The organism is Pseudomonas sp. GNP014 (genome assembly GCF_054344005.1).
In genome coordinates, this window is record NZ_JBTGUS010000001.1 from 553,842 (window position 1) to 567,089 (window position 13,248).

Annotated in this window: 11 protein-coding genes; 1 reads left to right on the forward strand and 10 read right to left on the reverse strand. The window is 61.6% G+C overall.

Going from position 1 to position 13,248, the window contains the following annotated elements; all coding sequences use genetic code 11:
* Positions 1–107: 107 nt before the first annotated feature.
* From ACXX9E_RS02680 to ACXX9E_RS02710, 7 genes are all read right to left on the reverse strand, one after another.
* Positions 108–1,256 carry an iron-containing alcohol dehydrogenase gene (locus ACXX9E_RS02680; protein WP_123469240.1) on the reverse strand — a complete coding sequence of 383 codons (1,149 nt, stop codon included), beginning with the start codon at positions 1,254–1,256 and terminating at the stop codon, positions 108–110.
* A 287-nt stretch (positions 1,257–1,543) separates the two neighbouring features.
* Positions 1,544–2,368: an ABC transporter permease gene (locus ACXX9E_RS02685; RefSeq protein ID WP_123469242.1), complete on the reverse strand. Its 825-nt coding sequence runs from the start codon at positions 2,366–2,368 to the stop codon at positions 1,544–1,546.
* Positions 2,369–2,380: 12 nt separating this feature from the next.
* On the reverse strand, positions 2,381–3,628 hold the full coding sequence (locus ACXX9E_RS02690) for an ABC transporter permease (RefSeq protein ID WP_123469244.1): 1,248 nt from the start codon (positions 3,626–3,628) through the stop codon (positions 2,381–2,383).
* 181 nt (positions 3,629–3,809) lie between these two features.
* On the reverse strand, positions 3,810–4,853 hold the full coding sequence (locus ACXX9E_RS02695; protein ID WP_128616097.1) for an ABC transporter substrate-binding protein: 1,044 nt from the start codon (positions 4,851–4,853) through the stop codon (positions 3,810–3,812).
* Between the two features lie 48 nt (positions 4,854–4,901).
* A complete protein-coding gene (locus ACXX9E_RS02700) occupies positions 4,902–6,026 on the reverse strand; it encodes an ABC transporter ATP-binding protein (RefSeq protein WP_123469248.1) in 1,125 nt (374 codons plus the stop codon).
* 348 nt (positions 6,027–6,374) lie between these two features.
* On the reverse strand, positions 6,375–7,004 hold the full coding sequence (locus ACXX9E_RS02705) for a response regulator (protein ID WP_123469250.1): 630 nt from the start codon (positions 7,002–7,004) through the stop codon (positions 6,375–6,377).
* Positions 7,005–7,089: 85 nt separating this feature from the next.
* On the reverse strand, positions 7,090–9,486 hold the full coding sequence (locus ACXX9E_RS02710) for a PAS domain-containing sensor histidine kinase (protein WP_123469252.1): 2,397 nt from the start codon (positions 9,484–9,486) through the stop codon (positions 7,090–7,092).
* A gap of 73 nt (positions 9,487–9,559) precedes the next feature.
* On the opposite strand from ACXX9E_RS02710, the gene ACXX9E_RS02715 reads away from it, so the two are divergent.
* Complete coding sequence (locus ACXX9E_RS02715) at positions 9,560–10,543, forward strand: alpha/beta hydrolase family protein (RefSeq protein WP_123469254.1); 984 nt, start codon at positions 9,560–9,562, stop codon at positions 10,541–10,543.
* Between the two features lie 136 nt (positions 10,544–10,679).
* Here ACXX9E_RS02715 and ACXX9E_RS02720 read toward each other — a convergent pair whose 3' ends face one another.
* The 3 genes from ACXX9E_RS02720 to ACXX9E_RS02730 are packed head-to-tail and all read right to left on the reverse strand — an operon-like array spanning position 10,680 to position 13,136.
* Entirely contained in the window at positions 10,680–11,447 is a 768-nt protein-coding gene (locus ACXX9E_RS02720; protein ID WP_123469256.1) for a TerB family tellurite resistance protein, read from the reverse strand.
* Position 11,448: 1 nt separating this feature from the next.
* Positions 11,449–12,120, reverse strand: coding sequence for an N-acetylmuramate alpha-1-phosphate uridylyltransferase MurU (murU, locus tag ACXX9E_RS02725; protein ID WP_458554997.1), 672 nt, complete (start codon positions 12,118–12,120; stop codon positions 11,449–11,451).
* Complete coding sequence (locus ACXX9E_RS02730) at positions 12,117–13,136, reverse strand: aminoglycoside phosphotransferase family protein (protein ID WP_267804212.1); 1,020 nt, start codon at positions 13,134–13,136, stop codon at positions 12,117–12,119. Before ACXX9E_RS02730 ends, murU begins: the two co-directional genes overlap by 4 nt.
* Between the last annotated feature and the right edge of the window lie 112 nt (positions 13,137–13,248).

Here is a 13,248-nt window from a genome sequence, read left to right on the forward strand (position 1 = left end):
CCTTTTCTGAGCTAAATCACGATGGCGCGCATTGTATACCTCAAGTTTCCGCGCGCGCACCGTGACCACGATGATTGGGTTATGCCATGAGCGAGACCGACGGCGACTCAGTACGCCGCGCGGTAGATCTTTTCGATGTCCGCAGCGCTGAGCCTGCGCGGGTTGTTGCGCATCAAACGCTCGATCCCTGCGGCTTCCACTGCCATCGCCGGGATCGCGTCTTCAGGCACACCGAAACTGCGCAGGCCCGGCGGAATCTCTACCGCCGCACACAAATCGGTCATGGCCTGCACGGCTTTATCCGCCGCCTCCGTGGCGCTCAGATGAGCCGTCTTCACCCCCATGGCTTCGGCGATATCCTGCATGCGTTCGACGCAGGCCATCTTGTTCCAGGTCATGACGTACGGCAGCAGCAAGGCGTTACTCACGCCATGGGCGATGTTGAAGCGACCGCCCAGTGGATACGCCAACGCATGCACCGCGCCGACCCCGGCATTGCCGAACGCCATGCCGGCCATCAGGCTGGCGGTGGCCATGTCTTCGCGGGCCTGCAGATTGGCGCCATTGGCGTAAGCCTTGGGCAGCGCCCGGGCGATCAGTTTGATTGCGCCGATGGCCAGCGAGTCGGTAATCGGCGAGGCGTTGACCGACAGATAGGATTCGATGGCATGCACCAGCGCATCGACTCCACTGGCAGCAGTGACACTGCGCGGACAGGTCAGGGTCATTTGCGGGCTGACCAGCGCGACGTCTGGCAACAGGTAGTCGCTGACGATGCCTTTCTTCAACTGCGCGACCTTGTCGGAAAGAATCGCCACGTTGGTCACTTCCGAACCGGTGCCGGCGGTGGTCGGGATGGCGATCAGCGGCGGGCCTTTGCGCGGCACCTGCTCGACGCCGAACAGATCTTCCAGCGCGCCGTGGTAACCGGCATACGCCGCGACGCTTTTGGCGATGTCGATGGCACTGCCGCCACCGAGGCCGATCAAGCCGTCATGTCCGCCCTCGCGGTAAACGCGCATGCAGTCTTCGACGATGGCAATTTCCGGGTCCGGTAGCACTCGGTCGAAAATCTCGTATTCGCGCCCACCCAATTGGCACAGCGCCAGCTCCACGGTGCCGGATTTGACCAGTGCGGCGTCGGTGACGATCAGCGGGTTGTCGATATCCAGGCGCGTGAGTTCCGCCGCCAGTTGCTCGATGGCTGCGGCGCCGGTGATCAGTTTGTGAGCGATTTTGAACTGGGACAGACTCATCGTGCGCAGCCTCTTATAGGTGTGGGAGCTGAGCACAAGCGTAGTCGAGGGTTTGGGGTTGTCTGGTATTCAGGTGGTGAATGAGCCATCGAGGGCCAGAGCAAGAACCCTCACCCTAGCCCTCTCCCAGAGGGAGAGGGGACTGAACATGCCGTTCTCTCGGAGTACATCGACGTGCGATAACGGTCGAACACAGGTTTTGAAGACCATGAAGATCTGCTCCCTTTCCCCCTCGCCCCCTTGGGGGAGAGGGCTGGGGGTGAGGGGGTAAGCTTTTGATTCGGCCCTTAAACCTGAGCAGTACGCAGTTTCTCGCTGCGCCCACGCAGCCATTCCAGGGTCAGCAGCAGAATCACCGAGAAGGCAATCAGCAACGTAGCGGCGGCAGCGATAGTCGGACTGAGGTTCTCGCGGATCCCGCTGAACATTTGCCGTGGCAGGGTCGCTTGCTCCGGGCCGGCGAGGAACAGCGTCACCACCACCTCATCGAACGACGTCGCGAAGGCGAACAGCGCCCCGGAAATGACCCCCGGCGCAATCAGCGGCAAGGTCACCCGGCGGAACGTGGTCAGTGGCGAAGCGCCGAGGCTGGCCGCCGCCCGTACAAGGTTATGGTTGAAACCCTGCAACGTCGCCGACACGGTGATGATCACGAATGGCACACCGAGCACCGCGTGCACCACGATCAGCGAGAAGAAACTGTTACCCAAGCCCAGCGGCGCGAAAAACAGATAACTCGCCACACCAATGATCACCACTGGCACCACCATCGGCGAAATCACCAGCGCCATCACCAGCGCTTTGCCGGGGAAGTCACCGCGGGTGAGACCGATTGCCGCCAGCGTGCCAAAGATCATCGCCAGCACCGTCGCTGCCGGGGCGACGATGATGCTGTTCTTCAGTGCGCGCATCCATTCCGCCGAGGCGAAGAAGTCGTGGTACCACTGCAGCGAGAAGCCCTGCAGCGGATAGACCAGAAAACTCCCCGAGTTGAACGACAGCGGCACGATCACCAGCACCGGCAGAATCAGGAACAGCAGGATCAGGCCGCAGAGAATCCGCAAGCTGTAGAACCACACCCGTTCGATGGGCGACATGTAAGGACTCAGCATTTCAAATTCCCCTTAGCTCAGGCGCAGGCGACTGGCGCCCACCAGCCAGCTGTAGATCAGATAAAGCACCACGGTTGCCAGCAGCAGCAAGCCGCCCAGCGCCGTGGCCATGCCCCAGTTGATGCTGGTGTTGGTGTAGAACGCGACGAAGTAGCTGACCATTTGATCGTTCGGGCTGCCGAGCAGTGCCGGGGTGATGTAGTAGCCGATGGCGAGGATGAACACCAACAGGCAACCGGCACCGACGCCAGCGTAGGTCTGCGGGAAGTACACCCGCCAGAAACTGGCGAACGGATGGCAGCCCAGCGAAATCGCGGCGCGCATGTAAGTCGGTGAGATGCCTTTCATCACGCTGTAGATCGGCAGGATCATGAACGGCAGCAGGATGTGCACCATCGAGATGTAGACCCCGGTGCGGTTGAACACCAGCTCCAGCGGCTTATCAATGATGCCCATTGCCATCAGCGCGCTGTTGATCAGCCCGCCCGATTGCAGCAACACGATCCATGCCGCGACCCGCACCAGAATCGAGGTCCAGAAGGGCAGCAACACCAGAATCATCAGCAGGTTGCTCTGGCGCGATGGCAGGTTGGCCAGCAGGTAAGCCAGTGGATAGGCGAGCAGCAAGCAGATCACAGTGATCACCAGGCCCATCCAGAACGTGCGGGCGAAGATGTCGAGGTAGATCGCCTGATCCGGGGTGGCCGGGGCCAGTTCGCCGAGGTCGTCGATGCGGTGATCGACCGCCGCCAGCAGGTAATACGGGGTGATGCTGCTGGTGTTGCGCTTGACCGCTTGCCAGTAGGCCGGATCGCCCCAGCGCTCGTCGAGGCCTTCAAGTGCTTCTTTATAAGAGGCCGGTTCGCTGGCAAAGGGCAGCGCACGGGCGGTTTTGGTCAGCAGGCTGCGATAGCCGGCCAATTCCATGTTCAAGCGCTTGGACAAATCGCCCAGCGTCTGGTTTTTCCGGGCTTCGGCGAGGTCTTCGCCAGCGGCTTTGTACACCGGTTCAGCGGGCAGGCCGCGGCCGTCCCAGCTGGCGATGGCCGCCACGGTGCGCGGCATGCCGCCGACCACTTCCGGGTTGCCGACGCTTTTGTAGAGCAGCGCCACGATCGGCACCAGGAACACCAGCAACAGAAACAGCACCAGCGGCGCAATCAACGCCTGGGCCTTCCAGCGGTTGACTCGCTCGGCGCGCTTGAGCTTCTGCTTCAAGGTGGGGCTGGTGCCCTCGTTCAGGGGAACGGCGATGGCCATGACGTACTCCGCAAATCTTTGATCGTTACAGAGGTGGCGAACCACCTCGATCGATTGATGCACACAGATCCAAATGTGGGAGCGAGCTTGCTCGCGAAGGCGGCGCATCAGTCGACATCAATGTTGAATGTACTGGCGCTTTCGCGAGCAAGCTCGCTCCCACAGGAGAGCGAGCCCTCGGTTATTTCGCAGCCCAGGAATTGAAGCGCTGCTCCAGTTGCTCGCCGTTGTCAGCCCAGAAGCTGACGTCGATCTGCACCTGGTTGGCGATGTTTTCCGGGGTGGTCGGCATGTCTTTCAGGACATCCTTGGCCAGCAGCGGCACGGCTTGGGTGTTGGCCGGGCCATAGGCGATGTTTTCCGAGTAGGTCTTCTGCTGTTGCGGCTGGACCGAGAAGGCGATGAACTTCTTCGCCGCTTCCGCACGTTTGGCGTCCAGACCTTTCGGGATGGCCCAGGCGTCGAAGTCGTAGATGCCGCCGTTCCACACCACTTTCAGGTTGGATTCCTTCTGCACCGCAGCGATACGACCGTTGTAGGCCGAGCTCATGACCACGTCACCGGAAGCGAGGTACTGCGGCGGTTGCGCGCCGGCTTCCCACCACTGGATGCTCGGCTTCAGTTCATCGAGCTTCTTGAACGCACGGTCCTGACCATCCTTGCCGGCCAGCACTTTGTAGACGTCTTTCGGCGCTACGCCGTCGGCCATCAGTGCGAACTCGAGGGTGTACTTGGCGCCTTTGCGCAGGCCACGCTTGCCCGGGAATTTCTTGGTGTCCCAGAAATCGGCCCAGCTGGTCGGTGCGGTTTTCAGCTTGTCGGCGTTGTACGCAAGGACGGTCGACCAGACGAAGAAGCCCACGCCGCACGGCTGGATGGCGCCTTTGACGTAGTCTTCGGATTTGCCGAACAGCGCAGGGTCGAGTTGCTCGAACATGTCTTCGTCACAGCCACGGGACAGTTCCGGCGATTCAACTTCGACCAGATCCCACGACACACTCTTGGTATCGACCATGGCTTTGACCTTGGCCATTTCGCCGTTGTACTCGCCGGCGACGATCTTGCCATGGCCCGCCGCTTCCCACGGTGCGTAGAAGGCTTTGACTTGCGCGGCCTTGTTCGCCCCGCCAAACGACACCACGGTCAAATCCGGGCCAGCCGCCATCGCGCTGGCCGCACCCATCAGGCCCAGGGTCAGGGCGGTGAACTTCAGGGATCTCAACATTTATTGTTCTCTCCACGTGCAGGGTTGGTGTTGGTATTGCCGGGGCGATCAGTTCGCCTCTAGAAGAGGATCAAGCGCGCGCACGTGCTCGATCTGCCAGCCAAGCGGAACCACGTCCCCGACCGCGAGCGCTGGATCGAGCTCGGCAATCGGTTGTTTCACGAAGAAGTCGGTCTTGCCACAGACTTCCAGACGCACCCGGACGTGGTCGCCCAGATAGATGAATTCCGCCACCCTCCCTGAGAAGCGGTTGACACATTGATCGCTCGAGCCGTTGAGGCTGACGCGCTCCGGACGGATCGACAGGGTCACCGGTTCGCCGGTCTGGCCGACGTTGACCGCCAGTGCCTCGACCTTCTCGCCACGGCCCAGCTCGACCACGCAGCGCTCGCCGCTCTGGCTGAGCAGGCGACCGTTGAGGCGGTTGTTCTCGCCGATGAAGTTGGCGACGAAGGTATTTTTCGGTTCTTCGTAGAGGGTGCGCGGCGGAGCGATCTGCTGGATTTCGCCCTGGTGGAAGACCGCCACGCGATCGGACATGGTCAGCGCTTCACCCTGGTCGTGGGTTACGTAGACCACGGTCACGCCGAGGCGCTGGTGCAGGTGCTTGATCTCCATCTGCATGTGTTCGCGCAGCTGTTTGTCGAGTGCACCCAGCGGTTCGTCCATCAACACCAGTTGCGGTTCGAACACCAGCGCCCGCGCCAGTGCTACCCGCTGCTGCTGACCACCGGACAGTTGCGCCGGGTAGCGCGAGGCGAAAGCGTCGAGCTGGACCATGCTGAGGACTTTCTTGACCTTGTCGCTGACGTCGCTCTTGTTCAGGCCGCGCACGGTCAGCGGGAAGGCGAGGTTTTCCGCTACGGTCATGTGCGGGAACAGCGCGTAGTTCTGAAACACCATGCCGATGTCGCGCTTGTGCGGCGGCACGTTATTGATTGCGCGCCCGGCCAGCAGGATTTCTCCGGCGGTCGGTGTTTCAAAGCCGGCGAGCATCATCAGGCTGGTGGTCTTGCCCGAACCGGACGGCCCGAGCAGGGTCAGGAACTCGCCTTTGCGAATGTCCAGGTTGAGGTCTTTGACGATCAGGTTCTCGCCGTCGTAGCTCTTCTGCACTCCACGAAAGCTGACCAGCACATCACTGGCCCCTGCGTTTGAATCGACCTGGCTCATACCCACACCTTTGTTGTTGATGACTGCTTGTGGGTTAAGCCTAGTGGCTGCTGACAGGCGCGCAAATCGGGGCGCAGGAGAGAATCGCCTCAGCCGGATGGAAGGTTGGGGGTAGGGATTGCCCTACAAGGATGGCGCTAATGGATAAGGCAGTGGCGAGGGTTGAGCTGCAAGCTGCAAGAACAAGCAAAAGCGCGTGTCGCTAACAGATATGCCCACATTCTCAGGCCATACAGAGAAACCTGTGGGAGCTGGCTTGCCAGCGATAGCGGTGGGTCAGCCGGCATTGATGTGATTGGCACTCCGTCATCGCTGGCAAGCCAGCTCCCACAGATTTGTGCAGTGTTGCTAAAGGAGCTTGTGCTCCATCGCGTATTTGACCAGCTCGGCCAGTGAGGTGATGTTGAGCTTCTGCATCAGCCGCGCCTTGTGGGTGCTGATGGTTTTGCTGCTCAGGGCCAGTTGCTGGGCGATGTCATTGACATTGGCACCCTGGGCCAGGCGTTCGAACACCGAGAATTCGCGCTCGGACAATAGCGAGTGCAATGGCCGCGTATCGGTCAGGCCGACTTCAAAAACCATGCGATCGGCCAGTTCCGGATCAATGTAACGGCCGCCCGCCGCCACTTTGCGGATGGCGGTCAGCAACAGGGCCGGATCACTGTCCTTGGTTGCATACCCGGCCGCACCGATCTTGAGGGCACGGGCGGCCATCTGCGCTTCATCGTGCATCGACAGCACCAGAATGGCGGGCGGGTTGTTCAGCGCGCGAATCCGCGGAATCGCTTCCAGGCCATTGACCCCGGGCATGGAGATATCCAGCAACACCACCTCGCACGGCACACTGCGCAGGGTTTCCAGCAACTGCTCGCCATTACTCGCCTCCCCCACCACTTGCAGATCCTTGGCCAGGCCGATCAATTGCTTGATGCCTTCGCGGACGATGGTGTGGTCTTCGGCTACCAGTACACGGATCAAGTTTTTTCTCCAGATTTCAGGCACACACCAAACCCTGTGGGCGCGAGCCTGCTCGCGATAGCGTCAGCGCAAACACCACACACCTTCAAACCTCACTCACCGGCACCCACACAGTCAGGCTGGTGCCCTCCCCCGGCTCACTCTCCAGCACTAGCCGCCCGCCCATGATCAGCACCCGCTCGCGCATGCCCACCAGCCCGAACGAAGTCGGCCGACCGGTAGCGGCGACGAATCCTACGCCATCATCGCTGACGGTCAGACGCAATTCATCGCCTTCCAGCGCCAGCGTCAGTTCCACAGTATGCGCCTGGGCATGCCGCATCACATTGGTCAGTGCCTCCTGCAGAATCCGGAACAGCCCGATCGCCTTGGCATCGCTGAGCGCCGGCAGATTGTCCGGCACCTGCACCAGACACGGAATCTGCGTGCGCGCCTCGAAGCGCCGCGCCTGCCATTCAATCGCCGAGGCAATCCCGGCATCGAGAATCGGTGGGCGCAGCGCCGTCGCCACATCCCGCACCAACTGGAACAACTGGGCGATCAGGCGCTTCATGCTGTTCAGCCGTTCGTTCAGACCAGGATCGAGCTGCGCGTAGGCCAATTCGCACATCGACGTTTCCAGTTTCAGCACCGTGAGCATTTGCCCCAGCTCATCGTGCACCTCCCGGGCAATGCGCGCCTTCTCTTCTTCACGCACGCTCTCAAGGTGCGCCGACAGTTCGCGCAATTGCTCGCGGGAGGCGGCCAGTTCCAGTTCGATGCGCTTGCTTTCGGTGATGTCCCAGACGATGCCGTCCCAGACATAAGCGCCGTCCTCCAGTTGCCGGGTGATTGCCTTGATCTCGGCCCAGCGCTGCTGGCCCTGACGCGTGAGGATGCGGCCCTGCCACGACCAGTCGCTGTCGGTGTCCAGCGCCTGATCCTGGGTCCGGTGGTAACTGGCTTTATCGTCCGGGTGCACCAGGCTGCGCAAGCCCATGTCGCGATGGGCAATGGTGGCCGGCGCGTAACCGACCAGGCTTTCACTGCCCTCGCTGATGTAGGCAAAGTCGATCTGCCCGGTCACCGGTGCCCGCTCCAGGCGGAACACCAGACCCGGGACGTTGGCGGCAATGCCTTGCAGGCGCGCCTCGCTTTCCTGCAACGCGGCGAGTGCGCGGCGGCGCTCGGTGACGTCGGTGAGATAAACCACCAGGTATTCGCTGTCGCGAAATCGCAGAAAACTCAGTGACACGTCCGCCGGCAGGATGCCGCCATCGGCACGCACGCAGCTGGTTTCAAAGCTCAGCGGCCCTTCTTCACTGGCCCGCGCGCGCTTCCACAGGTTGAGCCATCGGTCCATGTGCAGACCCGGCTCGAAGTCGATCAGCGGTCGCTCGATCAGACCGCCGACGGGATAACCAAGCATGACTTCCGCCGCCCGGTTGGCGTAGCGCACATGGCTGTCCCAGTTGACCCAGAGAATGCCGACCGTGCTTTGATCAATGGAAAACTGCGTGAGCCGCAGCGCTTCTTCGCTGGCCGCGCGCAGGGCGATGTCTTCCCGTGCGGCGAGCAAGCGCTGCTCGAGGCTGTGCTGCTGGCGCCGTTGCCAGAACACGATCGCCACGCAGCTAAGCAACATGACCGCGAACAACAGACTGAGGTTCTGCCAGAACCCCGGTGACTCCGACAGTCGCGGGTACTTGGGTTGCAACCATTGGCTGTGCAGGCGCTCCAGATCCTTGGCCGGGATCGCGCGCAAGGCACTCTGGACGATACCGGCCAGCTCCGGCCAGTCACGACGCGTACCGACCCGCAGCAATTGCGGCAGGCCAATGTCACCGACCACCACCAGCTCGGCGAACTCTGGCTCGGCCGACAGCCGCCCGAGCTGCGCCTCATCGACCACCGCGTAGGACGCCTGCTGACTCAACAGTAGCTGCAACGCCTGACGTTCCAGCGGCACGCCTTGCAGATTCAGATGGGGATAGGTGCCGCGCAAATAATCCGCGGTGGTACTGGGCATGCGCACCGCGACACGGGTCTGGCTGTCGAGTTTCTCCAGATCCACCACACCGCTGGCCTTCTGATCACTGACCACCAGTTGCGGCACGCGCATATACGGGTCGGAAAACTGCCACAGGCGCAGCGCACTCGGGGTCTGGCTCAGGCCCGGGGCGACGTCGATTTCGCCTTCGCGCAAGGCGCTCTCCAGTCGTCCCAGATCGGGAAAATTGCGCCAGCTCAATTCGACATTGAGGGCCTGGGCCAGCCACTTCATCAACTCGACGTTGGCCCCGGAGAGCTTCTGCAAACGCCGGTCGTATTGCGCGTACGGCGCCTGCAGTACCAACCCGACCCGCAATTCATTATGTTGTGCCAGCCACTGCTGCTGACTCGCGGACAATTGCGCAACGTGCGCCGGGGACGCAGGCGCCGCCCAGCCCATCAAGGGAAACCACAAACAGCCGATAACCCACAGGCAGCAAAATCGCTTCATTGAAGTCTCGTACACTGACAAATTCTGACCAACCCATTAGGCTGCCGGGATACTTTCTGGCCTGGAATAACCGATGCCCTCTGTTTACCGCCTGGCAATGCCAGCATTGTGCCTGTCGCTGATCCTGCCTTGTGCGTTTTCCGTCAACGCCGCCGACCCTGCTCCAGCGGCCGAGAAACCGGCCGAAGAAAAACCGGTCGAACGCCAGCCACTGCTTGAGCGTAGTCAGGAAGAGGCCGCCGCACTGGAACGTCAAGTGCCGGCGCAGGAACAGCAACAATTACAGGCCGGCAGCGACACCTTTCTGGCCCTGTGGAAACCGGCCAACACCGCCGATCCCAAAGGTGCGGTGATTATCATCCCCGGCGCTGGCGAAACAGCTGACTGGCCGCAAGCAATCGGCCCGTTGCGGCAGAAATTGCCGGACGCGCAGTGGAGCAGCCTGAGTATCACGCTGCCCGACCTGCAAAGCGATGCCATTGCACCGCGCGTCGTCGAAACACCGGTGGCGCCGAAAGCCGCGGAGTCCGGCAGCAAGGACTCGACCACCGCGCAACCCATCGAACAGGCTGCCGGCGGCGAAGCGGACGTCGCCGATCAGGTGGTCGCCGAAACGACTGAAGAACACTCCAAGGCGGACGCCGAACGAATCTTCGCGCGTATCGACGCGGCGATTGCCTACGCCGAACAGCAAAGTGTCCGCAGTATCGTCGTACTCGGTCACGGTACCGGCGCCTATTGGGCCGCCCGTTACCTGAGCGAAAAACAAACGGCGCAGGTGGAGAAATTCATCATGATCGACGCGCAGGCACCGACCAAGGCCAAGCCACAACTGGTGGAACTGACGCCTGCCTTGAAACTGCCGACGGCGGACATTTTCTACATGGACAAGCCACTGGATCGTCACGCGGCGCTGCAGCGCATGCAGGCGAGCAAGCGTTTGAAGACCTCGGCTTTCAGCCAGGTGGCGCTCAAGGCGCTGCCGGATAACAAGGCGGAGCAGGAGCAGTTGTTCCGGCGGGTGCGTGGCTGGTTGAATCCGCAGAACGTGGATTGACCGCAAAACCCAATAGCCCCCAATCGCGAGCAGGCTCGCTCCCACACTCGATCGCATTCCAACTGCAGAAACACGATCCAGTCCGGGAGCGAGCCTGCTCGCGAAGAGGCCCTCACAAACAGCAAACCGCTAACGCCTAGCGAAAGTCGCGCCGCTGACGAATCAACGTATAGGCATTGTGCAACTCGCGCGTCCTTTCGGTCGCCTCGTGCACCTGCGCCGGCGTCGCTCCGCTACCCGCCACTTTGTCCGGATGATGACGACTGAGCAGACGCCGGTACGCCCGTTTGATCTGCGCCGGTTCGCTGGTCGCCGACACGCCCAGCAAACGCATCGCCTCCTGGTAGCTTACCGCCGCGCTGACGATTGGCCGCTTGCCCGGTTCGTAATCACTGGCCAGCGCCTGCACCTGATGCGTCGTCCAGCCCAGCCACTTGCCCCATTGCGCCAACAGTTCACGCTCGCTGACGCCGGCACGGCCATCGGCCCAGACCATCCGCCAACAGGCGCGCAATACACCTTCGGCCGCATGGGGCTGGCCGCCCAGGCGCCGCAGATAACCGCGCAGGTTATCGCTGCCGGACTTGCCACGGTTGAACGCCGCAATAGCCCGACGCGTGGCCGGCTCGCTCATTTCCAGGGCGCGCATTTCGTTGCGCGCCTGCTGGATATGGCCGTCGGTCACGCGCCCGTCGCTCTTGGCCAGACGCCCGAGCAACACGAACAACAATTCGTCGTTGCGCAGCATCGGCCGGCCGCCGAGCTTTTCCCGCAAGTGCCCCCAGCTCTGCAAATGCAGACGCCGATCCAGCGCCTGTCCCAGCAACGCCCCAAGCATGGCCCCCGGAATGCTGGCGATCGCAAAACCCGCTCCGGCTCCAATCAGAGTCCCTGGCCACAACATATCAGCGACTCGCTTCTATCAAGGTTTCGGCCTCAGCCAGACGCTCGTGCGTCCCGACATCCACCCAATGACCTTTCAGCCGCTCTCCGGTCACCTCGCCTGCCGCCATGGCTTTGCGCAACAGCGGTGCCAGTTTGAAGGCACCGTCGGCGCAGCCGTCGAACAGCTGCGGATGGAGGACAGCGATACCGCTATAGGTCAGCGTCGCGGCATCCGCCTGACCATCATTCACACGCCCATCGACCAGCGAGAAATCCCCGGTCGGGTGATGCGCCGGATTGTCCGCCAGGACCAGATGCGCCAGACCGGTGATCGGCTGATGCAGGACGCTGAAGTCGTAATCGGTCCAGATGTCGCCATTGACCACCAGGAACGCATCGTCGCCAAGCAACGGCAACGCACGGAAAATCCCGCCACCGGTTTCCAGCGGCTCGCCTTCCGGCGAGTACTGAATGCTCAGGCCAAATTGAGTGCCGTCCCCCAGGTAATCCTCGATCTGCTGACCGAGCCAGGCGTGATTGATCACGATTTCGTTGAAACCGGCGGCCGCCAAGGCTCGCAGGTGATACTCGATCAACGGCACGCCACCGGCACGCACCAGCGGTTTCGGTGTGGTCAGGGTCAGCGGGCGCATGCGCTCGCCTTTGCCTGCCGCCAGAATCATTGCCTTCATGCCGTTGCTCCACCTCGCAGGCGGGTAAACAGCGCTTGCAGCTCCGCCAGTTCAGGACGCCGGGCAATCACCGCTTCTATATAAGAGAAGAAGCGCGGCACGTCGGCCAGATAGCGCGGCTTGCCATCGCGGTGGCAGATGCGGGCGAAGATGCCGATGACTTTCAGGTGACGCTGCACGCCCATCAGGTCGCTGGCGCGCAGAAAATCTTGAAAATCCGGCTGCACCGGGATGTTCAGTGCAGCGGCTTGCTGCCAGTAGCTTTCCAGCCAGCCGCGTACGCGCTCTTCAGGCCAGCTGAGGAAGGCGTCCTTGAACAGGCAGGTCACGTCATAGGTCACCGGACCATAGACCGCATCCTGAAAGTCCAGCACCCCCGGATTTGGTTCGCTGATCATCAGGTTGCGCGGCATGTAGTCGCGGTGCACCAACACCTTCGGTTGCGCCAGAGCGCTGTCAATCAGCAGATCACTGATGCGCTGCCACTGCTGCTGTTGAGTCGCATCGAACTCGATGCCCAGTTCACGCTTCACGTACCACTCCGGGAACAGTTCCAGCTCACGGCGCAGCAGCGCGACGTCATAGCTCGGCAGCGGTGCCACCATCGGCAATTGCTGAAAAGCCAACAGAGATTGCAGGGCATCGCTGAACAACGCGTCGGCATTTTCGCTGTCGATCACATCGAGATAGGTCTTGTTGCCCAGGTCATTGAGCAAAAGAAATCCGCGTTCGAGGTCTTCGGCATAAATTTTCGGCACGTTAATGCCGGATTTCGCCAGCAAAAAGGCGATGTCCACGAACGGTTTGCAGTTTTCCTGGGGCGGCGGCGCGTCCATCACGACGAAGCTGCGACCCGCACCTTCCCAACGGAAATAGCGGCGAAAACTCGCGTCACTGCTGGCCGCAGTCAACGTGGCCGGGGGCACGGCGCCCCAGCCTTGATCTGCAAACAGGTTTTCCAGCTGTTCATCGAGCCAAACTTTCAGGTGTTGCAAGCGTACATCTTGGTCAGGCATTGCAAGGGTCTCCGACGGCGCTAGCCGTCAAGCGGGTCATGCTTTATTATCCAGCATCTTTTTCAGACCATCGAGAGGCGTGCGGCCCACACCGCGGGCAGATGGCACGCAG

Excerpts from the sequence above, each read along its gene's own strand:
- ACXX9E_RS02680 (WP_123469240.1), bottom strand. The coding sequence starts at position 1,256 with ATGAGTCTGTCCCAGTTCAAAATCGCTCACAAACTGATCACCGGCGCC.
- ACXX9E_RS02685 (WP_123469242.1), bottom strand. The coding sequence starts at position 2,368 with ATGCTGAGTCCTTACATGTCGCCCATCGAACGGGTGTGGTTCTACAGC.
- ACXX9E_RS02690 (WP_123469244.1), bottom strand. The coding sequence starts at position 3,628 with ATGGCCATCGCCGTTCCCCTGAACGAGGGCACCAGCCCCACCTTGAAG.
- ACXX9E_RS02695 (WP_128616097.1), bottom strand. The coding sequence starts at position 4,853 with ATGTTGAGATCCCTGAAGTTCACCGCCCTGACCCTGGGCCTGATGGGT.
- ACXX9E_RS02700 (WP_123469248.1), bottom strand. The coding sequence starts at position 6,026 with ATGAGCCAGGTCGATTCAAACGCAGGGGCCAGTGATGTGCTGGTCAGC.
- ACXX9E_RS02710 (WP_123469252.1), bottom strand. The coding sequence starts at position 9,486 with ATGAAGCGATTTTGCTGCCTGTGGGTTATCGGCTGTTTGTGGTTTCCC.
- ACXX9E_RS02715 (WP_123469254.1), top strand. The coding sequence starts at position 9,560 with ATGCCCTCTGTTTACCGCCTGGCAATGCCAGCATTGTGCCTGTCGCTG.
- ACXX9E_RS02720 (WP_123469256.1), bottom strand. The coding sequence starts at position 11,447 with ATGTTGTGGCCAGGGACTCTGATTGGAGCCGGAGCGGGTTTTGCGATC.
- murU (WP_458554997.1), bottom strand. The coding sequence starts at position 12,120 with ATGAAGGCAATGATTCTGGCGGCAGGCAAAGGCGAGCGCATGCGCCCG.
- ACXX9E_RS02730 (WP_267804212.1), bottom strand. The coding sequence starts at position 13,136 with ATGCCTGACCAAGATGTACGCTTGCAACACCTGAAAGTTTGGCTCGAT.